Below are 23,168 nucleotides of genomic sequence, written 5' to 3' on the forward strand. Positions count from 1 at the left end.
AGGTGAAGGGCTGCTTGGTGGATGGTCCAATAACCAATCGGAACGATTAAACCATTGTTTTCACAGATTGGAATAAATTCCCCGGGCATAACGAGCCCTTGGGAGGGGTGATTCCAACGGATCAACGCTTCTGCGCCCGTAATCTTGCCTGATCGTAGATCGATACGCGGTTGATAATAGAGCTCAAATTGCTCGGCCCTTAAGGCGTTCATTATGTCAGGTTCAAGCCCTGCTTTTTGCTCGTGGCTATCTTCCATACTTGGGCGAAAGAACGCGTAGCTACAACCATGTATCTGTTTTGCTTGCATCCGAGCGACACTGGCGCGTTTGGTGAGTGTATCTACTTCATCACCTTGCTCTGGCGCAAGCACGACCCCGATGCTACAACTGAGGTTAGTTTGTGTGTCAGTGTGTTGGTATGGCTCTGTCAGAGAGGCAATGAGCTTCCCTAAAAGCTGTTTAACGGTTACTAATAGATCATAGGTTTCGGGTAGATCGAGAATAATTGCAAACTCATCGTTCCCGGTTCGCGCGACGACCTCATCTGTACCTATATGGTTCTGAATACGCTTACCTAGTTCTAAAACAATCTCATCACCTGTGGAAAAACCATAGCGATTATTAAATTTTCGGAAATGGTCTAAATCCACTGTTATTAAGGCGAGTTGGCGTTTTTGCAGTGCTAATACATTGAGTTTATGTAAAAGGGTACGATAAAAAAACTGTCGATTCCCTACAGGGGTGAGCGTGTCAGAGTGTTGCAGTAATTGAATCTCTTCATTCTGTTTTACCGTGAGTTCTGCATGTCTCAATGTTCTGAATAGCGTGTCAGGGCAAAGATTTTTTGTGGATAAAAAGTCTGTCGCTTTAGCGTTAATTAACTCTTGGCCTTGCTCTTCATTGATAGACGAACTCAGCGCAATAATAGGCGTGTAAAGTTTGTATTTTTGTAGGTCAGAGATAATGGTAGGGCAAGGGAGTGGGCTGCTATTGCAGCTTAATAAAATAACGTCCACAGGAGACTCTTGCAAAAGCAGTATGGCTTCCACATGGTCATTACAGCGCGTAAGTTGATATAGAGAATTTTGCTCTAGTATCGACTCAAGCCTGTTCTGGCTCTGCTGACAATGATCAATCAGCAATAGCCTTTTGTGTTTATCGGGTAACTGCCGCAGCGCCGAGCGCATCGCTTACTTCCCTTGGGTGCTACATAGTAATACAGAACACATTATTATTTTCAGGAATCTCTCCCTACAAATTTTTTCGTGTCATAATTACGCTTTATATTTACTTGTGCAGATTAACACCCAGAGAAATATAATCAAACGATTGTTTTAATTTATATGTATCAATAGGTTATCTGGTTTTTTAGTCGGTTTTACCCGAATCATATCTATAAAGTGTCGGCCTTGTTGCGTGAAGCTTTAGTTTTTTTGAAGGTTTTTAAAGAATGTCTCGATTGAATCCACGACAGAAAGAAGCTGTGGACTACATAGGTGGCCCCTTATTGGTATTAGCAGGCGCTGGCTCAGGCAAAACCAGTGTGATCACCCGCAAAATCGCTTATTTGATTAATGAGTGCGGTATTGCTGGTCGTAATATTGCTGCGGTTACTTTTACCAATAAAGCCTCTCGCGAAATGAAAGAGCGTGTCGTTTCGTTGCTAGATAAAGGTGCAGGTAAAGGCCTAACAGTGGCAACGTTCCACAACCTCGGTTTAACCATTATTCGTCGTGAACATAAAACCTTAGGCTTTAAACCTGGCTTTTCTATCTTTGATGATCAAGATACGAAAGCGTTACTTAAAGACTTAATGCTGCAAAATAACGAAGAGAGTGATCAGGTTGATGTCGTGCAAAATCAGATATCAAGCTGGAAGAATGAGATGTTAACGCCTGCACAAGCGTTAGCGGCAGCACAGTTACCACAAGATATCCTTTGCGCTCGCGCTTATGAAACTTATGAACAACATCTACGTGCATATAACGCTGTTGATTTTGATGATCTTATCTTAATCCCCGTCCGCTTATTTGAAGAGCACCCACAAGTCTTAGAGCGTTGGCAGAATCGCCTGCGCTATCTGCTGGTGGATGAGTATCAGGATACAAACTTATCTCAGTACCGCCTCGTACGCTTGCTGGTAGGACACCGAGGAGCGCTTACGGTGGTAGGTGATGATGATCAGTCTATCTATGCTTGGCGTGGTGCGCGTCCAGAAAACCTTGTACAGCTGGAAACCGATTATCCAAGTTTAAAAGTTGTTAAGCTGGAGCAAAATTATCGCTCTACAAGCCGTATATTGAAGGCGGCGAACACCTTAATCGCTAATAACCCCCACGTGTATGAGAAAACACTGTGGAGTGAGATGGGCATGGGTGACCCTATACGAGTTATCCACACCCGCAATGAAGATGCAGAGTGTGATCGTATTGCCACAGAGGCTTTGGATATTCATCTGCGAAGAAACGTCCAGTTTAGGGATATGGCGATTCTCTATCGAGGTAATTTCCAAGCGCGCTTATTAGAGATGAAATTACAGCACTATCAAGTACCTTATAAACTGAATGGCGGCACCTCCTTCTTTGCTCGCGCAGAGATCAAAGATCTGATGAGTTACTTGAAAGTCTTGGTTAACCCGGACGATGATAATGCGTTTTTGCGAATTATTAATCTACCCCGTCGAGAGATCGGGCCAAGTACTCTGCAGAAGCTTGGTCAGTATTCGGTTGATCGTCAGATCAGTATGTTTAATGCCTGTGAAGAACTCGGGCTAGAACAGGTTATGCCTGCCAATGCAGTGGAGCGTTTACGTCGTTTTTGTAAATGGATGCAGCATATCTATCGTCAATGCCAACAGGCAGATCCGATCGCTGCGATCCATGAGATGATGCGTGATATAGATTACGAAGGTTGGATTGCGCAAAACAGCTCAAGTGAAGCGATGGCTGAAAAGAGAATGCAGAATGTCTATTTTCTGATGGATTCACTTAAATCTACAATGGAACGCTTACAGGAAGATGATCCTGATGCCGGTATACAAGAAGCGATTAACCGTCTTGTCTTGATCGATATGTTAGATAGACAAGAGGAAGAGGATGATTCTAACCGCGTTCAGCTAATGACACTTCATGCGTCTAAAGGTTTGGAGTTTCCTCATGTCTTTTTAATGGGTATGGAAGAGGAGCTACTGCCCCATCGAAACAGCATTGAAACAGACAATATAGAAGAGGAACGTCGTTTAGCTTATGTAGGTATTACCCGTGCTAAGCGCTGTTTAACTATTACCCTAGCAAAACAGCGTAAACAATATGGTGAAGTACTGGATTGTTTACCTAGTCGTTTTCTCGATGAGTTACCTTCTGAGGACCTAGAAGTCGAAGGCGCAGGTGAAAAGTGTGCCGTTCAAAACCAAAAGCGTGGTAGGGCGACATTAAACAGTTTAAAGGACATGTTTGACTAAACTCAGTTGGATTTCAGACACAAAAAAAGCCGCATATTGCGGCTTTTTTTATGTCTATTGCGTAACTGCTTACTTAGAGCTATCTAGCATGTGCTGAATTGCACCTTGTAGTTCTTCATCAGAACAATCCATGCAAAGACCACGTGGTGGCATAGCGCCTACACCGCTGATCGCTGAAGCAAGTAAAGACTCCATGCCTTTAGCGCCACGGTCAGCCCACTCAGGTGTGCCGTACTTTGGAGCACCTGCAGCGCCAGTTGCATGACAACCTGCACACTTAGATGTATAAATTTCTTCAGAAGAGCGTGTGCCGCCAGCTGCTACAGGAGCCGCTGCTGCGCCACCACAGCTATCATCGCCTTCAATACATACAGAACCAACCGCTTTAATACGCTCTGCTACAGCTTCATCGTTAGATGTCGCCTGTACAGATGCACTTAACGCAATACCTAGACCTAGAGCTACCAATGCTGAAGTGATTTTTTTCACAGCCACGACCTCTTAATAAACTACAATTTTAATATGTGCAGTGCGATCTGATAAGGATGCCCAGCTTAAAAAAGCTGCTCAGGGGCGGAGAATCAGACTCGACTGCTCAAAGTTTCACCGGCTGCGGATTATAGCGATAAATAATCACAACTGAAATGGGGCTTTGGCACGAGGAGGCATGAAACAGCTGATTTGGGGCACTTTTTTATAAAATTAAGGCTTAAAATCTTTTAAATAGCAGAATAAATATAAAAAAATAGATTTTTTGAGATCAAAGGAGTACAACTAGACTAATACCAAGGTCTAAGTGGCGGTAAAAGAATGACCCGTAATGGAATACATGACAGTTGTGGTTGCCATCTGCTCAAAGGTAAGCCTGATCAGTCAGAAAATTTAAAACTCCTCAGCTCTATTCCTAATCAACAGATCTACCGATGTTGTCGTTGCCACGCGTTTTTATCTTATACCGAAGACCGATCTTCTTGGGAGGTCATGACTCAAGGTAACCTAGAAGAAGAGATAAAAAGCTTATACAACCCTTCCGCATTACAAACTTCTGCAATTTAAACTTTAAAACTTGGCGAATGCTAACCGCATGGGTAGAATACGCCACGCAAACCTTCTTGAGTGCGCCTGTAGCTCAGCTGGATAGAGTAGCAGGTTCCGATCCTGTTGGTCGGGGGTTCGAATCCCTCCAGGCGCGCCACTTTTTTTCATCTATCTTGTTGATTTTTAGTCATAAAGTTAAAGATTTAATTTTAATATACCCTGAAATATACCCTAATCTAAAATAGGTGCTCAAAGTTTAGAAGCTTCCTTGTTGAGCGCGTTGGCTTTAATATTAGTCTGGGCTCAATATTGCTCTGTGTAGCTTACTGTCTAATCTCGTCAGGCTTGTTCCACCCAAGTTCATAGATCTCTGCTATGTCCTTTTTTTGAAGGCTCAGAGGACCAGTTAAGCAGTCTCTGCATCGTTACTTTAAACTCGTCATCATCATCGAGGGTATCAAGGAAATGTTGAGAGTTGTTAGGCAGCTTATCTAACTGAACATATTGATCTACAGTCACTACGCCTTCAGGAAACCAGCTATTAATTTCTTCCAGCTCAGATGGTTCAAAGTACTTACTGGATAGCTTTATTTGCCTTAGTCCTGACAGTTTTGACAACCCTTTAGGTAGTTTTGTTACTTTGGTATCTCGTAGGTCTAAGGTTTGGAGCTTATCCAGTTTTACAAGCTCTTCAGGTAGTTCAACTAAAGACTTGTTATCGCACAACACCAGTACTCTGAGTTGTTTAAGATTACCAATATCACTAGGTAGGCTTGTAATAAAGTTGTCGTGAAAGAAAAGTTTACGAAGGTTGGGCAGCTCTGTTATTTCCTTAGGAAACTCTTCAAACATATTTTTACCCAGGCATAGGTGCCTGAGCTTTTTTAACCTATTGATTCCTGAAGATAGATTCTTAAGCCTATTGTTGGTAGCAGTAAGCTTAAGAAGCCTTTCTGTAGGCATATTGTTGAAGGGTAGATCTGACAACAGGTTGGTAGAGATATTGATGTCTCTAATATTCTTAAAGTCTTTAATCTTGTTCGGAATAGCCTCTAGTTCACAGGCAGCTAGATCCAGAGCCTTAAACTGCTCACACTCACGCTGCTCAAGCATGAAGACTTCAGGGTTACGGATATATTTAATTGTGTTCATATAACTACTCCCTGTTATTTGATAGTGAAGATGATTTGCGGTTACTATCAAAGCTCAACGCCCCGTGGTGAGCATTTAATCACAGGAACTGCCAACTAAGTTACTACCCCACTTGAAAGACTTTATTCTACGGTGAATAGGTCAGCTGGTCCTTAAAGGATTAATGTTAAATATAGAGTAATGGAATATACGATATGATATTAATTTTCAGCCCTAAGTTAAAAGCAGTTCAGCATATTATACCCCTGTTAATACTTCTATTAGCGCCACTAAAAAGCTTTGCTTGGGAAGTTAATTCTTCAGGTCCTAGGGCTGTTACTGCTTATCAGAGTTATTCTAATAACGCTGTTTTGAAGATTAGCTATTCATGTTCTGGTGTTTTGGGAGTGTCTCCTTCCTCGCTTGAGATAGATTTTAAAGAGGTTGATGAGGTTAGGAGGCAGCGCTCAGAAGCTGACGTGAAAATCAAGATAGATAGTGCGGATGTTTATAACACTGGGTATCAAACTCAAGCTATTTACCCCAGCCTGAGGATTCTGTTAGATCAATCTTTAATCACTAGGCTTAAGAAAGGGTCTTCCTTGCGGGTCTACTACGATAGTATTTCTAACCCATATGGTAATGCTAAGTTTTCAACTGGGTATAATTTAGGCGGCTCTGCAAAGGCGCTTAACATAGCGGAAAAAGAATGCGCTATGAAATCAGCAAGAAACAAGAGCAAGGCTGAAGAAGAGCAAAATAAAGAGGATACACTGGTAGTTGTTTTATTATTAACTGGCCTTGTCGTCTTTTATTTTTTGGCTAGATTCTTGTTTAAAAAGTCAAAAAAAGTGACTAAAAATATTGTTAGTCAAACCAAAAAGGCTGCACATGCCGCACATCAAAGAAAAACAAATAAGATTATTCAAGATGCCTTTTTAGATGAGTTGGTTCGTGAGGCTGTACGCTATGCCTTCAGAGAAGGGTTGAATTCAGAGGCTGTAGAAGTATGCGATAAATGTGGTGGCAAAGGGTGCTCTAACTGCAATGATAATGGATGGCTGATTGATGGAAAGGCTGTAAAAAATAAATAATTAAATAGATGGCTTATGTTATTGATTTGTCGTCACATTAAAATAAGGCCAAGACTTGATATAAACACGTACTTCCATGTACGTAATATAAGCCCTACAACAAGATCTAGAGTATAGGTTTCTCTACCCTTTGAGATGCCGAGTGAGCGCAATTGAAAATTGTGTTTACGCAGGTATCCGACAACCGAAGGGCGTCAGTAGATTTGTTAGCAGAGTGACGTAACAGGAACTTGGGGGGGGATGTTTAGAGCATTGTCAGCAATTAGATGAGTACGACTCTCATACCAAAAAACAAAAACGTAACACGAACTTGGACTGTATAGCCATGTACGTTATTGCTTTTGTATGAGAGGGCACCCATTTAAGAAAAATTAACTACTGACAGTTAATGACCCCACCAACTACAAAACAGTTTGTCCCATCAGAACCTGTAACTGTATTTCCGTTTATATTGTAGTAGTTGTAGATGCTGGAGCTACCACCATAATTCCTGTTTGAACTTGAATTACTGCGGCCGTATGGGTCTGTATTGTAGTTATAATTCTGACTACCGACAGAGTTAGCAGCATTCCATGCACTCTGTGAACGTTTATTTAAGCCTTGGTTAAATGAGTTAACCGCATTTGTCAAAGAACGGATGGCAGCACTCGTTTCCTGTTTTTCTTTTGCTTTGGCTATAGCTTGCTGCTCTCGTTTTTGCACCCATTGATCATATTGATGCTTTCTTTTTGTTAGCTCTTCTTTTCTGGATTTATTAATTTTGTCGACATAGCTTGAAAAGTAGTCAAAGTCACCGCATATTTCCTTATATTCATTATTAGGAATAAAATCTACAACCACCTGATTTTGACAAGTTTTTCTGATGTAGTAATCAATCATCCCCAAAGATTTTTTCAGCTTTTCCTGAGTCTCGTCCATGGCCTCTACCATCTCATTAATGGAAGTCTCTGCATTATCTATGTATGCCTTAGGAAGAGTTGTTCTAGCCCATTCGTTATGTCGACTCCGCTGAATATGTATCACTTCCCCATCTGCCATCTTGTGAATCTCAAATGTACCATCCAGATAGCGAGCTTTAATATTGTGATCTTCAATAGTATAGAATCTGGCTGCATTATTGCGATCAACTACTTTCCCATATAAAACATCATTATTTAAACTAGTCGTTAATCCAGTATAGATATAGCCACTCTCTTTTATTTTTCCATAGTTGTAATATTCTGTTGAGAGTGAAACAACACTTCCATCTTGTTTTAGTAACCTATCTATAAAATGTTCCTCAGAATCATAAGCATTGATTCTTGCTCTGTTATTGACTCTATCGTATGTATACAAATAAGTTGCTGCTACCCTCCCTCCTTTGTAATGAGCTAGGTCTACTACATCTACAGGCCCATCATGAATCATCCCTTTTACGAATTCACGCCCAACCCCAAACGCATATCCATCCTTACATCCTCCGTCCCAAAAAATCTCTATGTCTTCTGGCCATCCCTCATCGAAGCTGAGCTTGCAGCTCTCTTTTTTATTTTGGGGCTGTCTCCACGAGATGGTTTTTTCTTTACTATCTTCTTGGTTGGCTACTCTGTTTTTTTGTAGCTCCGCTGTGGCGCCTAATGTGCGTTGAGGTGCAAGTGCATCTTGAACTGACACTTTGGGTGTATTGCCAACACAGCCCGTAATTGAAAATGATATTCCTAATAAGAGAAGTCGTTTCATCTGTAGCATGCGGGGTCCTTTAGTTTTGAATTCCTTGATGTTCTACTGAGCAGCCTACTATTCAGAGGTATTATTTACTACCCACTACCTACCGTTTACGCCAACTTAGCGGTCATCTTTCACGTGTTCCTTTAACCATAAGTTCAAACAGGAACGAAGTGACTGCTGTAACGCAATGAGTTAAGAAGGCAAAGCGTGATAGATGATGACTCTCCGAAGGAGGGGCAAGCAGGTATGCTAAATAAGCCTAAATTATATAAACATTCAACGGACGGACGGATTTTCCCTAAGGGGTATCCGTCTGTCCGTCTTGGTATCTATGAATCCTAGTTGATTTCATAACAATCATCATTAGTGACTGATATCCTGCCTGCTTTAATTAACCCATCAATAACCCCTCTAAAGCGCTTCTTTTTCGAGTCTGTCTTTGACTTGTCTTCACAGACTTCAACAAATGCTTCCTGCCATAAGCGCTTTTCTGAATTAAAAGTATCAATAGCTAATTGCTCGTAATCGACCCCTTTGGGCATTGCAAAGCTAGGCATCTCATTAGCTTCAACGATACAAGCTCCCGTAATAGCGTTTCCATAGCTATCTGCTTCCCCTAGATCAACTCCTTTAATCAGGAAGTGTTTAGCTGGTAAGTCATCATCAGCATCTTTCTGCTTGTCGCAGGTCAATCTGCATATTCTAGAGTCATCCTTTTGTACTCCAAAGCTAAAGTCGATATTAGCTTTTAAGGCTGAAGCACCTCTGGCTTCTTGTCGATCAGACTTCCCTGTATGGTGAACAACGAGAATTGTGCATTTATATGTATGCCTTAATTGTTCAAGCCTGTTAATGAACTGTGCCATATCATCATTACTATTTTCTGCGCTTTGTAATAGATGACGGGACAACGTATCAATAACTATTAAATCTAGCTCTTTGTCCAGATTTTCTATAGCTGTAACGGCATCGTCAAAGCCTGTATCAGTATCTAGCCCTATAGGTCTCTCTGAGAAAAAAATCCTGTCAGGGTTGATGGTGATTTCATGCTCTACCTGTATGGCTCTCAGTCTTCTTTGTAGGCCGTTATTTCCTTCCCCTGCCAATATTAAGACATTGCCCTCCTTAGCTCTTAGACCAAACCACTCGGTCCCGTTAGCTATAGAGACAGCTAGACTTAAAACGATATGAGACTTACCCGACCCAGAAGCACCAAAAAGCATGCCTATCGAATCTGAAGGGATGTAACTTTCTACCAGCCAATCAATCTGTAATGGCTGACTGTATAACTCGTCTAATTTTATGAAGTTGTAATCAGTAAATTGATTCATTGACTGTTCTCCTGACTACCTTTGAAGAAAAGTGGTAGGGAGCGGCTTATGGCACTCTCATAGAACAGCGTGTATTCAGCTTGCATTACCCAATATGGGTTTTCTAAGCTATTTCTCTGAATATATTTAGTTCTAATGCTATAGCCAAGCTTTCTGAGTCTGTAGATTACTGCGCTAGGTGACTTAACCTCCAGGGAGTGGAACTGATCTGTAGTTGTCGGTCCTTTTATTTGAAGTACTGCTAGTACTAGTTCGGTTTGGGTATAGTGCTTAGCGGGTTCGTAGCTCAGTAGGCTTGTTCTGATTCTGAAAAGAGGCATTACGCTACCTCCTGATCACGTTGAGCGATACGAGTATCTATCCAGTCCTGTACTTCAGAAGCTACCCATGCACTTGAGCGTTCTGTTAGCTTTACCGGTTTAGGGAATTGCCCTTTTTGAGCTAGGGCGTAGATGTGTGAGCGTGAAACGCCAGTGGTTTCAATAACTGTTTTTAGTTTGATTAAGTGGTTCATAAAACCTCCTTTAAATAATTGATTTATGAAAAACGCAAGGCAGCTTGCGTTCGTCAGAATCGATATTTGCAGAGGTCTAATTACTTAAAAATTGGTCAACCTAACCCAAGTTGATCAGTCTTTTTTGACCATGCTCAAAGCCCTGTAGGTAAAGGGCTGTAGCAATATGGTCAATAGTTGAAGAATCACTTTCGACCAGGTTTGAACTCGATTATTTTTTGTAAGCGGAAGAAATGCTTTTGTTCCCCCATGAATAAGTGCGGGTCAATGCTCCTTAGTTGTTCTAGCACATCCTCTTTTTTCATCTCAGCAACGTCAGAATGATCTTTGTCTTGTAGCCAAGTTAAAAACACTTTTTCACGCTTTGTTTGCTTTGTTTCTTTGGTGAAAGAGGCTGGGCTTTGAGTGTCAGGGAGTGTATCTGGTTCTTCTTTTTCCTTTTTGAGGGTCTCGTATAGTGAAAAGACATCGTCAGTCTTGAGGTAAATATCATTAAACGAAATTGTTGGAAGGTTGAATAGTTTTGATGTTTGCCCGTTAACATATGTGTATGCAATCTTATTCTCAAAACCAATTAAGGTTAGCAATAGCTCATGTTCGCTTAGTAAATTTCTTGCTAATAAATTAAGAAAGTCAGCATGTTCAATTTTTATATAATTGCCTTTTTCGATAGATTTTTTATCGCATTCGTCAATAGGAATTGACTTAAACAGAAGGTATCTAAAGGTTTTTTTAATTTTCGATGATTTTTTGCTGTCAACAAAGAACATTACTTTGTCTGTTTGGTTCAGATAATAAAGTGAAATATGTTTTTGTAACGCTCTTAAAACGACATCTTCCTGGTCAAGACCAAACTTCTCTTTCAATAAAGAAGCAGGGCAGTAATCAAAATAGAAATCATCCATTCTTTAATCCATCCAAATAGTCAGCCCATTTTTGCATCATCGCAGTTCTCTCTGGCAATAGCTCTGCTTTGTTGTAGGTCGCTCTAATGCGATCCTTAGATGCGTGTGCAAGTTGTAGCTCTATGGCATCAGAATTGTAACCTAGCTCATTAAGCATGGTTGAGGCGGTATGCCTAAAACCATGAGAGGTCATTATTCCTCTGCCGATGGGCTCGCCTGTTTGCTCATCTTTAATGCGGATAACGGCTTGGTTAAGAGTGTTTTCACTCATTGGTTTACCGGTTCTCAAACCATAAGCAGAGAGAAAAACATATTCATTCTTTTTTGAAAGATAACTGGCTTGATTCAATATATCTATCGCTTGGTTTGATAGTGGAATTTTATGTTCTCTCTCCATCTTCATCTCGTCAGCAGGGATTGTTACAAGCCTGTTTTCTATATCTACGTACTCCCATTTCATAAAGCGTATGTTATAGGGACGTAGCATGACAAGGGGCATTAATTGCAGAGCATGTTTGATTGATATGTCACCTTCATAGGTGTCTATGCCACGTAGTAACTTAGCAAGTTCTTTTGGGTTTGTTATGTGTGCGAAGTTGGCTGATTTCTTTGGTTTGGGTAGTAGTTCAGCAATTGTGGCAGCAGGGTTGTTCTCTATTAGTTGGAGGCTTAATAGATAGTTGAATGTTTGGCGGCAGTACGTAGCTAAATCTTTGGCGGTTTCTCGTTTTCCTTTATCAGCAATGGGCTTTAATAAGTTAAGTAAATCAACTGCCGTTATCAGGTGAACTGGCTTGGTATCAAGTGGTTTGAATAAGTGCCGTTCCATTTTAGCTAACTTCTTTTTTGCCGTTGTAGGTCTGAGGTCCTGCGTTGACATCATCTCTTGTGCATAGAAGCTGAAGGGTTGCTCTAAGAGTTTCTCAGCGTCTTTTTGTGCTCTTGGGTCTATGTTGTTTAGGACTTCATTGTATGCCTTCTCGTGAAGTTTGCGGGCCTCTGAGAGAGATAGGTTAGGGTACTGCCCAAGTGTGATAGTGGCGTACTTGTCTTGATGCTTGAAGTCGTAACGAAAAGACTTGGTTCCTTTGGTGTTAGTGAACACATAAAGACCACCGCCGTCTGCTGTCTTATAGCCTCTGTCTTTGGGCTTTAGGTGCTTGATCTTGGCGTCTGTCAGCTTTCTTTGCATGGGTGTGTCCTGTAGCGTCTGATACCCTAAATAATACCCTAAATTGATCTGGATTTGTTAGGTTTCTATTGGACTGAAGAAGATTGAATGTGCAGTAATATAGGGGTTTGTAGGTCGGTTTTGGATAGTTAAGGATTTTAGTTTGACTTTCTCCAGGCGCGCCACTTTTTTATATATCCTCACATCTTTCAGTCCTTTCCGATCCGGTATTTAGAACGCTAAACTGGAGGGTGAGATCCCCCGTTGGGTTCGAGCCGAGCGAAGCGAGACAACGGAGCTTGCGACGGCCCGCAGGGTGAGCGCAGCGAATAATTCCCTCCAGGCGCGCCACTTTTTTGTTCCACCTATCCCCTTGTTTCCTTACGAATATTGCTGGCTATCCAACTGAGCCAAAGGCGCACCTAAGAACCGTTTGCGGGTCGTATTTGTGTGTTGGTCACTCTGTGGTCACATTGCCGGAGGAGCTATAGCTTGTCATTTAATTTCCAGGTTGTATTTTAGCGTCACTTTTTATTACATCGATTACTGCTTGCCTAAATTCTGCATGGCCATTTTGATAGCGTGGATGAGCAATTCGAAAACAGGTGGCGTTTGCTGCGTTAAATTGCCACATTTTTTTTGGGAGTACTCTTTCTGTAGAATATCCACCGAAGTGACTTTCAAATAGTTTTTTTATGACGCTATCACCAGTGACTCCTGTTGCAAAAATAATGTAGTCTGGTTTGAATTCTTTGATCTGGATTGACATCAATTCAATAGAAAGTTCGATTATCTTTTCTCTATCTTTGTTAGGTAATTTTAGAGGGGCTCCCTTATCATAATCCCATGAGAGGAGGTTTGAATAAATCATGGCTTCCGGCTTTAAGCCTAGTTCGTTAGCTACTTTCAAATAATAGCGCTTAAGATGGCTAGTCTCTTTAGTTTTGACTTTGCCATCCGCTTTATCTTTTAAATGCCAGCTATAGCGTTGTATTGCTTCATCGATTATTGAATTCAAAGAGCCATTTTCATTGGCTGTAATAATTCGTTGCATTGTGTTTTTCTTGTTATCTGTATTCCAGCCACTGGTTTCCCTGCCTACGAAAAGAATTTTTGGGGTGGTATCTTTGTATGCAGGAAAAGCAGTTGGTAAAAAAACACCAGAAAATTTATCTTCAACAGTCCATTTGTAATCGGATGAAAGTTTGCTTAATACTGAACGGTATTCTGTACGTAGATCATCGTTACTCATAATTAATCCTAAAAACTGCTAAGTCTGCTTGCCTGGAGAAATGTAAGCTTAGGTCCAAACAAAGTTAGCTTACTATCAATGACACTATATATATCTGATATCGCAATAACATCGTGCTTACATGTGCATGCTTTCTCAAGATGTCTGCTGCACTCAATATAAGCTAAGTAACTGCTGAAAATGAAATGCAGTTGAGCTTCCATTGGCTCAAGCTCAAATGAATGTATACAGGCTATCCGGGCATCGATATAGAACCCATAACGGTCTATGCTGGATAAGCTTGCTTCGTCGATGTTTGAAGATTCAATACCAAGAATTTTTCCGACGACGGAAAGGCTGCAAGCATTGGGGTGTACTTCTAGAAGTGATTCCAATGAGTCTATGTTTAAATCATCAAACTCAATGTTTGCTGCATCCCTATTTTCTTCGAGTCGATCCAATGACATACGTATGTTGATGTCACTTAACATTGCATCGAATGCACTATCTTTTGGGTATTCTTGTCGTGCTTCCTCAAGGTCATGGACTATCAATTTGCAGTTTAATTGCTCTAGTTCGCTAAGTGCCTCAGAAGCAATTTCACGCCTCTCACCTTCATATAAGAAAGGTAGTGATGCAATAACAGTCGTTTCGTTGTCTCCTTTGCAGCACTCTTCAATAACGGTTTGGGCTATTGTTGAACCGGTGCGGCCTCCTAGCCCAATGAACACAGTAATGCAGTCATATTTAAAGACTAAATGATTTAGTTTTTTCTTAGTTGAAGCCGGTAGCTGTGATTCTAATCGAATAGCTTTCAGATCGTTTTCTGAGATAGAAAAATCTGATGTGTGATCATCCTTTTCTCTAGGGCAGGGATTAAGATCTATATAGATTTTTTGATCAATATCCAGACAGTTCATCTGTTTCAAAATATTGGTACCGGCACCGCCTATCCCTATTAATAGAGTTGATTCAAGCTCCATTGTTATCGCCTTTACAGTCAGTAATTTTTTATATGACTTTAAATTAAATGAATAGTGCGACATCTGGTGTCGCATTTAGGTGCAATGATATATCTTAAAGGTTAGAACCGGTTCTTGGATGGAGCAGTGATTGAATGGATACGGTGTTAAGGCATTTAGCTTTGCTAAGACAGATACCTCATTATCCCCGCAAAATTAGTTTGGGTGAGATGAGAGAGAAGTTAAGCAGCTTAGGTTATGAAGTCAGTGATAGGACTATACAAAGAGATCTGCAAAAACTCAGTCGAGCTTTGCCATTGGTATCCGATGAACGAAGCAAACCGTATGGATGGTCTTTTGAAGAGCATTCAGATGTGTCTTTAGCTGCGGTTAGCCCTCATGAGGCATTGACTGATATTTTAGCGAGTAAATTCTTACAGAACTATTTGCCTCCTACAGTTAAAGCTCATGTGATTAAGAATGAGAAACGAGCATTTAATGCTCTTACCTTATCAACACGCCGGAGTTTGATTGATTGGCCAGATAAGGTTTCCCATATTCCAAATGGCATGCAGCTGTTAGCCCCTGAGTTGGAAGGACAAACAGTGGAGGCGCTTTATACCGCCCTATTTTCCGAGTTGAAAGTTGAGATCAAGTATAAAAATAAAGACGGGCAAACTGTAAGCCCTTTGGGAATAGTTGTACGTGATCAGGTGATCTATTTGGTGTGTACGTTTTGGGGCTACAAAAACTTACGGCATATAGCGTTACATCGCATTCAAAGTATCAAAATTCTTGAAGAGCATGTGCAGTATCCTGAGGGCTTTAATTTAGAATCGTACATCGCTGAAGGCGGATTTCAGTATCCCCAAAAGGCTGGCCTCATTGAGTTGGAATTAGAATTTACAGACAAAGCAGGAAACCATTTACTGGAAACGCCACTGTCAGAAGATCAAGAGATAACTGAGATTGAGAAAAATCATCTGCGTGTTACTGCAACTGTCGAAGACACTAAAGAGCTGAGATGGTGGCTGTTGGGTTTTGGGCAGTATGTGGAAGTTATCTCGCCAGCTACCCTTAGATCTGAGATGCGTTTGAAAGCAAAGCAGATGTATTTAAATTACAGTGATTGAAAAGGATGCTAGATACCATGAGGCACCCTCTGGTCACAGTGCCGCACGATAACCCACTGTGTTAGCTTCACCTCCGGAATTCAGTGTAAATGGCTAACCATGATGAGGTCTGGAAATCGTTGCTTAGAGCGGATTACAGAGTGTTCTCCGGCAGGTTTCGATCCTGTTGGTCGGGGGTTCGAGCCGAGCGAAGCGAGACAACGGAGCTTGCGACGGCCCGCAGGGTGAGCGTAGCGAATAATTCCCTCCAGGCGCGCCACTTTTTTGATCCACCTATCTCTTTGTTTCCTTACGAATATTGCTGGCTATCCATCTGAGCCAAGGGCGCACCCAGGCACCGTTTGCGGGGCGTATATACCCGCTGGTCACTCTGTGGTCACAGTACCGGAGTAGGTGGGGGATAGATCCGTCTCCGGTGGAGACGGTCTACAAGGGTGTTTTTGAGTCTGCTAACGACACAAAGCAGTCATCAGTGCCACTAGAGCCTCTCAGTCGTTTTTCTCATTCACCATAGTAATAGGTAAAGGCTGTGTATGTTTACCTATGTATAAACTGGTATGAGGATATGGAATCTCAATTCCCTTTTCATCCAAAGCGTTTTTAGCTGCAATGAGTAATTCACTCTTAGCGTCCTTTAGTTCAGCCCTCAATACCCATACAGATAATTGTAGATCTACAGATGAAGCGTTAAATTGTGTCACGATACAAAACGGTTCAGGGTGTTCGATAGCTCTTTGATGTTGACTGACCGTTTTCAAAAGAATTTTTTGCGCCTGTTCAATATCTTCGTTATAAGCAATACCAATCACCAGATCCACTCGCCTCATCGGGAAACGAGATAAATTAGTAAACGTCGTTTTGATAAGCGTTTCATTAGGCACCCTTATCATCACGTTATCGAACGTTCTTAACTTAATAGATATCAAATCAATAGAAATAACTTCTCCGGTAAATTCATCCAGTTTTAAAACATCCCCAATCTCAAAAGGCTTTTCAGCAATTAAAAACAGACCACTAATTAAGTTTGATGCTGAAGTCTGAGATGCAAAACCTACGGCAACCGACAACACACCGGCAGCGCCCAAAAGCACACTCATACTGAAGCCGATTTGCTTGAGGCCTGACAAGAAAAAAATAAAAAATAGTACGTAAAAAATCAGCATACTGCCGAGCAAACGGTGATGAGTGCTTAACTTATTTTCGGTGGCACTGCGAAAAAAACGAGCAGCCAACTTGGCAAGAATGAATCCAGCTGCAACTAATAAACCAGCTCTTAACCATTCGGCAATACCAATAGTGCTGATAAGCTCTGGCATATTTCACCCCATTAATAAGTTCATCGCCGTGCGAAAGCGGCCTGTTTTATTAGTATTTCTAGCTTCAGAAATTTTGATTAAATCTCCAAGTTCTTCCGGCGGCTTTTGCGCAGCTACGACTGTCGTCTCTCCTGTTTCAGGGGTAATCCTATAACGTACTGATTCAGTCCAATAACCACTTTCTTGTGAATGGTAAAGGCCCAGCATATTAAGAGGTAAAGACAACCTATCTATTGTTAGTACCTCATACCCATCATTGATCAACTCTAACGCTGTCAAAGCTCGATGTTTGTATTGCTTTACATCTGCAAAAACTGATGGGGCTGACGTACGCGTACTGTAGCAAAGCCCACCTTCAGTGGTGTTTGGCCCTACCCAGCTCAACCGAGGGTGAACCGTAGGGTACTCAACCAAAACTTTGCCTCCCTCTTCCAGCCTCAACTGCAACCATAAAGGTGTGCTCACGTAGAGAATCAGTCTGGATTTAGGTGCAATTTTCACATCAGCAGCAGGGTTTACTTGATAAGGTTTATCAGCAAGCTGCAACGTCATTGCAAGACGCTCTGAATCCTCAGATAGATATATCTTTTCCTTTATCTCAAGTGCAGCAGGCAACTCAGTCACTGCCGACATAGCACTTGATAAGGGAGGGTGTGATGATGATTGGTAGTCGAATGCGGTCCAATATGCATTACCCTTTTTCATCACATAGAAAAAAAGGTCCCCCAATTGCAGCTCATGCCATTGCGAGTCCAACAAGGCTAGCCTTTGTTCTTCAAACGATTGAGTATTCATTTATCAGCTTCACCTAACAAATTCTTAAATTCTCCTGAATAGATTCATTTCTGAATCCTTAAATCAGGAGAAGTGTCCCTAATCCTAAAAATGTTACAAACCCAAATACATCGGTAACTGTTGTGAGTAGTACTGCACCCGATAATGCGGGATCTATTCCAAACCTTGTTAACAATAAGGGTAGATACACCCCCGAAACCGCCGCTGCTTGGATATTGGCGAATACCGCAAAGGCAATCACGAAACTGAGTTCAACATTATTAAACCAGTAGAATGAAACCACACCAATCACGATGGCCCACCCCACACCATTAATCATCGATATGCCCAATTCTTGTTTACAGAGTGCCAAAGCATTACCCAATGTCACTTGCCCCATTGCAAGCCCTCTTATAATCAGAGCTAATGTTTGACTACCCGCAATTCCTCCCATCGAAGCCACAACGGGCATCAAAACAGCCAGCGCTACCACTTGGCTTAGCACATTCTCGAACAAACCGATGGTCCAAGAGGCCAGGAAAGCAGTTAACAAGTTTATTCCCAGCCAAATAGCACGGTTACGCGCGCCCTTCATTACAGGAACAAAGAGATCCTCTGACTCAGCCATACCGGCTTTAGCCATCAATAAGCCTTCATAGTGCTCTCTTAACACCCACAATGCCGTAGGATGCGTGATACGACCTATTAGCCGACCGGTATCATCAATGACTGGAAGGTTTTTTACTTCAGCATGTTCTAGTTCATCTATTGATTCCATTAGAGGAGAAGCCGCAGACACTGTAGGTATCGAGGTATCTATTAATCCCCTGACCATGCGTAACTCACTCTTTTCACAAAGGATATCTTTTACTTTTACAGTGCCACGAAAAACATTATTGCGGTCCAATAGATAAATATGATCTAGCGTGTTTTGCTTCCCCCGCTTAATCGCCCTTACTGCGTCTTTTACTTTAGCATTTGCGGCTAACGTGAGAATTTTGTGGTCTACAAAGCGTCCAATTTGGCTAGCTTCATACTGGTTGGCACTTTCAAACCACTGTTTCTGTTTACTATCTAGATAGCCTAAAGCCCTTTCTATCCATTCTTCAGATAATTGATCCGCTAGTTCAATAAGACTTTCAGCATCCAGTGCTTGTAAAAACTGCTCAATTTCCTCTTCTTCCATCGCCGATAAAATTGGTTCACGGGCTTGTGAACGCATTTCCACGAGCACTGAGGGTTTAATTTCAGCGGGAACTTGCTGCCATCGTAAAATCCTTTCTTCAATAGGCAACGCTTCTAGCAATAAACTTAATTTGGCAGTCTCGAGTGCCTCAACAGCATTTTCAAAAACCACCTCATTCGGATACTCCTTATCATGCAGTTCCGTTACAAATTGCTGAAGGCCTTCAGACTTAATGTACTCTTCCATCCTCTCCACCCTTGAGGCTTTTTACTCTACTGAAGAAAGTAACTAGTTTTCTAACATAAAGGTTTGTGACGGATCGACCAACACTCTTTCCCCCATACCCTGTCTACCAAGTAGCATTAAATAGCTCATGTCGGATCTGTCTGTTAATGAAAGCTCGATGTTCCATGATTTATCACCTAGATTCATCAGTGTTTTGATAATGTACCGTTCTTCAGATGCGCCATTAGAGGATTTAATTCTCCTTAAATCATGCAATGCCGATTCACAATGCGTCACTGTCTCTATGTTGTATACATCTGGATGGATATCAAAACGCACCCATGGTTTGCCTTTCTGGGTAAACTTTTCCAAGTTATCGACATGCAATGATGATGTTTTTGCACCTGTATCAACACGTACTGGTAAACTTAAAATACCCATATCTGGCAGATCACATACTTCTATACTGCCAACAACCATTTTTTCATTCATTTATATTCTGCTCTGTTGGGCTAATTATCCTTAACTAGCTATGACTGGCGCTTCCTCAGGAATCAATGAGTCTTGCATAATTTCTATGTTTTCAATCACTTCATCTTCTTCAGAAAAATAAGCGATATGAAACATCGCATCCCCTTCTTGAACGAGAGGTATGTTTTGTTTACCAATGATGATGCCTGAACGGTTGGCACATACTGTTTCAAAAATGTCACCGAAAGGGCTTCCAATCTTAGCAAGCGATTGACCTTTTTTTACATTATCACCGAGGTTCTTCAGATTATTCACAATGCCACTCGCATTTGCGCGCGTCCAAGCACTCGTATTAGCGATAAACGGTGTAACAACCGCTTTCTTGGCTTCAGTCCGTACTTTTCGTCGAATCATGCCTAGGTGAGCAAGCACATTTTGAATACCTCTTACTCCTGCCCGTATAGACAATTCATCAAAGCGCAAGGCTTGTCCTGCCTCGTATAATAAAATTTTCGTACCCGATTCAACGGCTGCTTGACGCAGAGAACCATCTCTTAGTGTCGAATTCAGCAGTACCGGAACTCCAAACGCCTCCGCTAATTCACGGGTTTCTGCATCTTTCAAGTTTGCTCTAACCTGAGGTAGATTTGAGCGATGAATAGCCCCGGTGTGTAGATCTATACCGTATTCACATTGCTTAACTATTTCAGACAAAAACTTATTAGCTACAATGCCTGCCAACGATCCTTTTGCAGAACCCGGAAAGCAACGATTAAGATCACGCCGATCAGGCATATATCGGCTTTGATTCAACACTCCATATACATTCACCATCGGCACAAAAATAATCGTACCCGATACCAAGCGTAAGCTTTTTTGGTTAATCAAGCGGCGAATAATTTCTATGCCATTTAGCTCATCACCATGTACTGCAGCAGACACAAAAATCGTAGGCCCAGACCGCTTAGACCTTATTACATGCACTGGCATTGATATATCTGTATCAGTGTAAAGTCGCACAACCGGCATTTCGATTTGCAATATTTTACCCGGCAGTATCGTATGCCCACCAATGACCAGCTCATCCATGTCGCTAACCTTTCCCAACAGTTCTTGTTTTATTAGGTTGAGCTTTCGCTTCGATAAACTCGAAGACCATCCCTGCAACATCTTTATCTGTTGCTGACTCAATACCTTCTAACCCAGCCGATGAATTCACCTCCATAACGACAGGTCCATTTTTGGATTGTAAAATATCCACGCCACAGAAATTTAACCCCATTGCTTTCGCTGCATTGACCGCCGTTGCCCTTTCATCTTTGGTTAAACGCACTAACTTTGCAGAACCTCCTCGGTGTAGGTTTGATCTGAATTCCCCTTCAGCCCCTTGTCGTTTCATTGCAGCAACTACTTTACCTCCAACCACTAGGCATCGAATATCTGCGCCACCCGCTTCTTCAATAAATTCTTGTACGAGAATATTCGCTTTTAAACCCATAAATGCTTCGATAATCGCTTCAGCTGATTTATTCGTATCGGCTAGTACAACACCAATACCCTGAGTCCCTTCTAGCAGTTTGACCACAAGAGGAGCACCACCTACATTTTTGATCAAATCAGGGATGTCGTCTGGTTTGCTAGCAAAGCCTGTCCGAGGTAAACCAATGTCCTTTCTCGACAGCAGCTGCAAGGAACGCAATTTGTCCCGCGAACGGCTGATAGCAACAGATTCATTGACACAGAACGTGCCCATCATTTCAAACTGTCTTACTACAGCTGTCCCATAGAATGTAATAGACGCTCCAATACGAGGAATGACCGCATCATAACGAGGTAACTGTTCCCCTTTATACCTAACAGCAGGTTTACTGCGCGTGACGTCCATATAACAATGAAGCGTATCAATAATATCTACCTCATGACCTCGGGCCTCTCCTGCTTCTTTGAGGCGACGAGTAGAATACAAATTAGGGTTACGAGATAAAATAGCAATTTTCATTAGAGCAGCCTCAAAAAGTTAATACGTGTCACTCACGAAACTTCTTACGCAAAATAACAGGTATGCGTGCTTATTATTTGCACGGAATAACAATCAAAAATAAAGCAAAAAAAAGCAGCTAATCTGAGAGGTTCTCCCCACATATTAGCTGCTTGTGAAAAATTGGAATTATTGTCTAGCTATGTCTCCACAGCTTTAGAGACATAACGATTACTCGTCTTATTATGGTTTATTGAAGCTTTCGTATATCCATAACAACATTCGACGAGTTCTTGTTCAATAGGTAAGATAGGCATAGGCTTCCCAATGGCAAACGCGCTAAATGCGTGTTCATCATCTTTCTCAAAAAATGACCTAGGCTCAGAGTTGATAACATCATTTTCACAGAACACTTCTGGAAGATTTTTGTCACCACTTAAGCTAAGTCTAGTCGGGAAATCAGCTTGAAACATTGTTTTACCAACACACCACACAAGGTGTCCTAATTGCGTTTAAAGATTACGATAGATTATTAATGCAATTACATTTTCTGTAAAACGATGTTTTTTTATTCTAACAATCGATTTTTTAAATGGTCACATAATGGATATAAGCCTGCTCCGCACCTTTCTTGAGGTATCTAAAACACGCCATTTTGGTCAGGCTGCAGACAATTTATATCTGACACAATCCGCTGTAAGCTCCAGAATAAAACAGCTTGAAGATCTGGTAGGAGCGCCACTTTTTTTGCGTCAGCGACACAATATCATGCTCACCATAGCGGGCGAGCGGCTAATACCTCATGCAGAAAATCTGCTGGCATCATGGCAGTTAGCATTGCAGGACGTGGGATTGCACGAACAACAAGAGATGCATCTCTCTCTAGGTGGTATATCAAACCTTTGGGGAACTTTTCTTCAGTCTGCATTACCTAAAATAGCCGAATCATTTCCCTTGTTATCTATAAGAACAAAAATCAACTCACATGTTGAGTTAACCCAAGCATTAATCGGTAACCGGCTCGATATGGCCGTATTGCTTGACCCTCCCAATATAAGTGAGCTAAAAACCACGAGAATAGGTCAAATTGAGTTAGCTCTTGTATCGAACAAAGAGGGCATAAAGTTCGGTGAAATCGATGAGTTAGGTTACATCTTTGTAGATTGGGGTACAGCGTTCAACCTTAAGCATGCGAAGCTATTTAAAAAACCTGTGACACCGACACTTCATACGGAACAGAGTCAAATTGCACTCGAGTTTTTATTAACGAACGGAGGCGCTGCCTTTCTTCCATTGAGCCAGCTAGCCACCTACTTAGAAGAAAAACAGCTGTATTTAGTTGAGGGAGTCAAACCTGTTAAACGTTCTGTATATGCTGTTTACAGTAAAAATAGTCCTGACCACCTTTACATCAAACAAATTATTGAACTACTTAATGAGGTCGAATTAAAGCCAGAAGCCGTTCTACAACCCACAGAATAAGTCTTGTTATTGTCGGCCATAATGACCTCTTTTGGCACAGGCTGTGTGAAAACTAACAA

The 23,168-nt window shown here is 41.6% G+C and carries 23 protein-coding genes, 1 tRNA gene and 2 other RNA genes; 8 read left to right on the forward strand and 18 right to left on the reverse strand.

What is annotated here, in order from left to right; translation table 11 throughout:
* A partial coding sequence (locus B4K11_RS02165) for a diguanylate cyclase domain-containing protein (protein ID WP_292959209.1) occupies positions 1 to 1,187 on the reverse strand: 1,187 nt, incomplete at its 3' end.
* Between the two features lie 263 nt (positions 1,188 to 1,450).
* Between B4K11_RS02165 and rep the strand changes: the two genes are divergently transcribed.
* Complete coding sequence (gene rep / locus B4K11_RS02170) at positions 1,451 to 3,460, forward strand: DNA helicase Rep (protein WP_292952901.1); 2,010 nt, start codon at positions 1,451 to 1,453, stop codon at positions 3,458 to 3,460.
* Positions 3,461 to 3,529: 69 nt separating this feature from the next.
* Here rep and B4K11_RS02175 read toward each other — a convergent pair whose 3' ends face one another.
* Positions 3,530 to 3,949: a c-type cytochrome gene (locus tag B4K11_RS02175; protein WP_292952904.1), complete on the reverse strand. Its 420-nt coding sequence runs from the start codon at positions 3,947 to 3,949 to the stop codon at positions 3,530 to 3,532.
* 321 nt (positions 3,950 to 4,270) lie between these two features.
* Here B4K11_RS02175 and B4K11_RS02180 point away from each other — a divergent pair, with 321 nt between their 5' ends.
* Together B4K11_RS02180 and B4K11_RS02185 are read left to right on the forward strand one after the other, a co-directional pair.
* A complete protein-coding gene (locus B4K11_RS02180; protein WP_292952907.1) occupies positions 4,271 to 4,516 on the forward strand; it encodes a hypothetical protein in 246 nt (81 codons plus the stop codon).
* 62 nt (positions 4,517 to 4,578) lie between these two features.
* Positions 4,579 to 4,655: transfer RNA gene (locus tag B4K11_RS02185), tRNA-Arg, on the forward strand.
* Positions 4,656 to 4,858: 203 nt separating this feature from the next.
* Here B4K11_RS02185 and B4K11_RS02190 read toward each other — a convergent pair.
* A complete protein-coding gene (locus B4K11_RS02190; protein WP_292952909.1) occupies positions 4,859 to 5,650 on the reverse strand; it encodes a leucine-rich repeat domain-containing protein in 792 nt (263 codons plus the stop codon).
* Between the two features lie 194 nt (positions 5,651 to 5,844).
* Between B4K11_RS02190 and B4K11_RS02195 the strand changes: the two genes are divergently transcribed.
* Positions 5,845 to 6,723: a hypothetical protein gene (locus B4K11_RS02195; RefSeq protein ID WP_292952911.1), complete on the forward strand. Its 879-nt coding sequence runs from the start codon at positions 5,845 to 5,847 to the stop codon at positions 6,721 to 6,723.
* A gap of 375 nt (positions 6,724 to 7,098) precedes the next feature.
* On the opposite strand, the gene B4K11_RS02200 is transcribed toward B4K11_RS02195, so the two are convergent.
* The 6 genes from B4K11_RS02200 to B4K11_RS02225 all read right to left on the reverse strand — a co-directional run bounded on the left by B4K11_RS02200 (position 7,099) and on the right by B4K11_RS02225 (position 12,372).
* Positions 7,099 to 8,451 (reverse strand): hypothetical protein, encoded by a 1,353-nt coding sequence (locus tag B4K11_RS02200; protein WP_292952913.1) that lies wholly within the window; start codon positions 8,449 to 8,451, stop codon positions 7,099 to 7,101.
* Between the two features lie 317 nt (positions 8,452 to 8,768).
* Positions 8,769 to 9,761, reverse strand: coding sequence for an AAA family ATPase (locus B4K11_RS02205; RefSeq protein ID WP_292952915.1), 993 nt, complete (start codon positions 9,759 to 9,761; stop codon positions 8,769 to 8,771).
* Positions 9,758 to 10,081, reverse strand: a complete 324-nt coding sequence (locus B4K11_RS02210; protein WP_292952918.1) for a helix-turn-helix domain-containing protein — start codon at positions 10,079 to 10,081, stop codon at positions 9,758 to 9,760. Before B4K11_RS02210 ends, B4K11_RS02205 begins: the two co-directional genes overlap by 4 nt.
* Positions 10,081 to 10,275, reverse strand: a complete 195-nt coding sequence (locus B4K11_RS02215; protein ID WP_292952921.1) for a helix-turn-helix transcriptional regulator — start codon at positions 10,273 to 10,275, stop codon at positions 10,081 to 10,083. The genes B4K11_RS02210 and B4K11_RS02215 overlap by 1 nt, the downstream gene beginning before the upstream one ends.
* Positions 10,276 to 10,460: 185 nt before the next feature.
* On the reverse strand, positions 10,461 to 11,180 hold the full coding sequence (locus B4K11_RS02220; RefSeq protein WP_292952924.1) for a hypothetical protein: 720 nt from the start codon (positions 11,178 to 11,180) through the stop codon (positions 10,461 to 10,463).
* Positions 11,173 to 12,372 carry a tyrosine-type recombinase/integrase gene (locus B4K11_RS02225; protein ID WP_292952927.1) on the reverse strand — a complete coding sequence of 400 codons (1,200 nt, stop codon included), beginning with the start codon at positions 12,370 to 12,372 and terminating at the stop codon, positions 11,173 to 11,175. The genes B4K11_RS02220 and B4K11_RS02225 overlap by 8 nt, the downstream gene beginning before the upstream one ends.
* 210 nt (positions 12,373 to 12,582) lie before the next feature.
* Here B4K11_RS02225 and B4K11_RS02230 point away from each other — a divergent pair.
* Positions 12,583 to 12,702, forward strand: a non-coding RNA gene (locus B4K11_RS02230) — RtT sRNA.
* A gap of 148 nt (positions 12,703 to 12,850) precedes the next feature.
* Here B4K11_RS02230 and B4K11_RS02235 read toward each other — a convergent pair.
* On the reverse strand, positions 12,851 to 13,603 hold the full coding sequence (locus B4K11_RS02235; protein ID WP_292952930.1) for a hypothetical protein: 753 nt from the start codon (positions 13,601 to 13,603) through the stop codon (positions 12,851 to 12,853).
* 8 nt (positions 13,604 to 13,611) lie between these two features.
* The gene (locus tag B4K11_RS02240; RefSeq protein WP_292952933.1) at positions 13,612 to 14,565 is read right to left on the reverse strand and encodes a hypothetical protein; all 954 of its coding nucleotides are present in this window, start codon (positions 14,563 to 14,565) and stop codon (positions 13,612 to 13,614) included.
* Positions 14,566 to 14,699: 134 nt separating this feature from the next.
* On the opposite strand from B4K11_RS02240, the gene B4K11_RS02245 reads away from it, so the two are divergent.
* Together B4K11_RS02245 and B4K11_RS02250 are read left to right on the forward strand one after the other, a co-directional pair.
* Complete coding sequence (locus B4K11_RS02245) at positions 14,700 to 15,677, forward strand: helix-turn-helix transcriptional regulator (RefSeq protein WP_292952936.1); 978 nt, start codon at positions 14,700 to 14,702, stop codon at positions 15,675 to 15,677.
* A 139-nt stretch (positions 15,678 to 15,816) separates the two neighbouring features.
* A non-coding RNA gene (locus tag B4K11_RS02250) (RtT sRNA) lies at positions 15,817 to 15,927 on the forward strand.
* A 238-nt stretch (positions 15,928 to 16,165) separates the two neighbouring features.
* Here the strand turns inward: B4K11_RS02250 and B4K11_RS02255 are convergent.
* The 7 genes from B4K11_RS02255 to B4K11_RS02285 all read right to left on the reverse strand — a co-directional run bounded on the left by B4K11_RS02255 (position 16,166) and on the right by B4K11_RS02285 (position 22,121).
* Positions 16,166 to 16,993, reverse strand: a complete 828-nt coding sequence (locus tag B4K11_RS02255) for a mechanosensitive ion channel family protein (protein ID WP_292952939.1) — start codon at positions 16,991 to 16,993, stop codon at positions 16,166 to 16,168.
* 3 nt (positions 16,994 to 16,996) lie between these two features.
* Positions 16,997 to 17,788 carry a hypothetical protein gene (locus tag B4K11_RS02260; protein ID WP_292952942.1) on the reverse strand — a complete coding sequence of 264 codons (792 nt, stop codon included), beginning with the start codon at positions 17,786 to 17,788 and terminating at the stop codon, positions 16,997 to 16,999.
* 58 nt (positions 17,789 to 17,846) lie between these two features.
* Positions 17,847 to 19,199: a magnesium transporter gene (locus B4K11_RS02265; RefSeq protein ID WP_292952945.1), complete on the reverse strand. Its 1,353-nt coding sequence runs from the start codon at positions 19,197 to 19,199 to the stop codon at positions 17,847 to 17,849.
* Positions 19,200 to 19,241: 42 nt separating this feature from the next.
* Complete coding sequence (locus B4K11_RS02270) at positions 19,242 to 19,670, reverse strand: ATP-dependent zinc protease (RefSeq protein ID WP_292952948.1); 429 nt, start codon at positions 19,668 to 19,670, stop codon at positions 19,242 to 19,244.
* A gap of 30 nt (positions 19,671 to 19,700) precedes the next feature.
* A complete protein-coding gene (locus B4K11_RS02275; protein ID WP_292952951.1) occupies positions 19,701 to 20,738 on the reverse strand; it encodes a succinylglutamate desuccinylase/aspartoacylase family protein in 1,038 nt (345 codons plus the stop codon).
* Between the two features lie 4 nt (positions 20,739 to 20,742).
* On the reverse strand, positions 20,743 to 21,648 hold the full coding sequence (gene rimK, locus B4K11_RS02280; RefSeq protein ID WP_292952954.1) for a 30S ribosomal protein S6--L-glutamate ligase: 906 nt from the start codon (positions 21,646 to 21,648) through the stop codon (positions 20,743 to 20,745).
* Between the two features lie 179 nt (positions 21,649 to 21,827).
* Positions 21,828 to 22,121: a hypothetical protein gene (locus B4K11_RS02285; protein WP_292952957.1), complete on the reverse strand. Its 294-nt coding sequence runs from the start codon at positions 22,119 to 22,121 to the stop codon at positions 21,828 to 21,830.
* Between the two features lie 109 nt (positions 22,122 to 22,230).
* On the opposite strand from B4K11_RS02285, the gene B4K11_RS02290 reads away from it, so the two are divergent.
* The gene (locus B4K11_RS02290) at positions 22,231 to 23,109 is read left to right on the forward strand and encodes a LysR family transcriptional regulator (RefSeq protein ID WP_292952960.1); all 879 of its coding nucleotides are present in this window, start codon (positions 22,231 to 22,233) and stop codon (positions 23,107 to 23,109) included.
* Positions 23,110 to 23,168 lie beyond the last annotated feature (59 nt).

Source organism: Neptuniibacter sp. UBA6509 (assembly GCA_002435145.1).
Classification (GTDB): Bacteria; Pseudomonadota; Gammaproteobacteria; order Pseudomonadales; family Balneatricaceae; genus Neptuniibacter.

Excerpts from the sequence above, each read along its gene's own strand:
- rep (WP_292952901.1), top strand. The coding sequence starts at position 1,451 with ATGTCTCGATTGAATCCACGACAGAAAGAAGCTGTGGACTACATAGGT.
- B4K11_RS02180 (WP_292952907.1), top strand. The coding sequence starts at position 4,271 with ATGACCCGTAATGGAATACATGACAGTTGTGGTTGCCATCTGCTCAAA.
- B4K11_RS02190 (WP_292952909.1), bottom strand. The coding sequence starts at position 5,650 with ATGAACACAATTAAATATATCCGTAACCCTGAAGTCTTCATGCTTGAG.
- B4K11_RS02195 (WP_292952911.1), top strand. The coding sequence starts at position 5,845 with ATGATATTAATTTTCAGCCCTAAGTTAAAAGCAGTTCAGCATATTATA.
- B4K11_RS02200 (WP_292952913.1), bottom strand. The coding sequence starts at position 8,451 with ATGCTACAGATGAAACGACTTCTCTTATTAGGAATATCATTTTCAATT.
- B4K11_RS02205 (WP_292952915.1), bottom strand. The coding sequence starts at position 9,761 with ATGAATCAATTTACTGATTACAACTTCATAAAATTAGACGAGTTATAC.
- B4K11_RS02210 (WP_292952918.1), bottom strand. The coding sequence starts at position 10,081 with ATGCCTCTTTTCAGAATCAGAACAAGCCTACTGAGCTACGAACCCGCT.
- B4K11_RS02215 (WP_292952921.1), bottom strand. The coding sequence starts at position 10,275 with ATGAACCACTTAATCAAACTAAAAACAGTTATTGAAACCACTGGCGTT.
- B4K11_RS02220 (WP_292952924.1), bottom strand. The coding sequence starts at position 11,180 with ATGGATGATTTCTATTTTGATTACTGCCCTGCTTCTTTATTGAAAGAG.
- B4K11_RS02225 (WP_292952927.1), bottom strand. The coding sequence starts at position 12,372 with ATGCAAAGAAAGCTGACAGACGCCAAGATCAAGCACCTAAAGCCCAAA.
- B4K11_RS02235 (WP_292952930.1), bottom strand. The coding sequence starts at position 13,603 with ATGAGTAACGATGATCTACGTACAGAATACCGTTCAGTATTAAGCAAA.
- B4K11_RS02240 (WP_292952933.1), bottom strand. The coding sequence starts at position 14,565 with ATGGAGCTTGAATCAACTCTATTAATAGGGATAGGCGGTGCCGGTACC.
- B4K11_RS02245 (WP_292952936.1), top strand. The coding sequence starts at position 14,700 with ATGGATACGGTGTTAAGGCATTTAGCTTTGCTAAGACAGATACCTCAT.
- B4K11_RS02255 (WP_292952939.1), bottom strand. The coding sequence starts at position 16,993 with ATGCCAGAGCTTATCAGCACTATTGGTATTGCCGAATGGTTAAGAGCT.
- B4K11_RS02260 (WP_292952942.1), bottom strand. The coding sequence starts at position 17,788 with ATGAATACTCAATCGTTTGAAGAACAAAGGCTAGCCTTGTTGGACTCG.
- B4K11_RS02265 (WP_292952945.1), bottom strand. The coding sequence starts at position 19,199 with ATGGAAGAGTACATTAAGTCTGAAGGCCTTCAGCAATTTGTAACGGAA.
- B4K11_RS02270 (WP_292952948.1), bottom strand. The coding sequence starts at position 19,670 with ATGAATGAAAAAATGGTTGTTGGCAGTATAGAAGTATGTGATCTGCCA.
- B4K11_RS02275 (WP_292952951.1), bottom strand. The coding sequence starts at position 20,738 with ATGGATGAGCTGGTCATTGGTGGGCATACGATACTGCCGGGTAAAATA.
- rimK (WP_292952954.1), bottom strand. The coding sequence starts at position 21,648 with ATGAAAATTGCTATTTTATCTCGTAACCCTAATTTGTATTCTACTCGT.
- B4K11_RS02290 (WP_292952960.1), top strand. The coding sequence starts at position 22,231 with ATGGATATAAGCCTGCTCCGCACCTTTCTTGAGGTATCTAAAACACGC.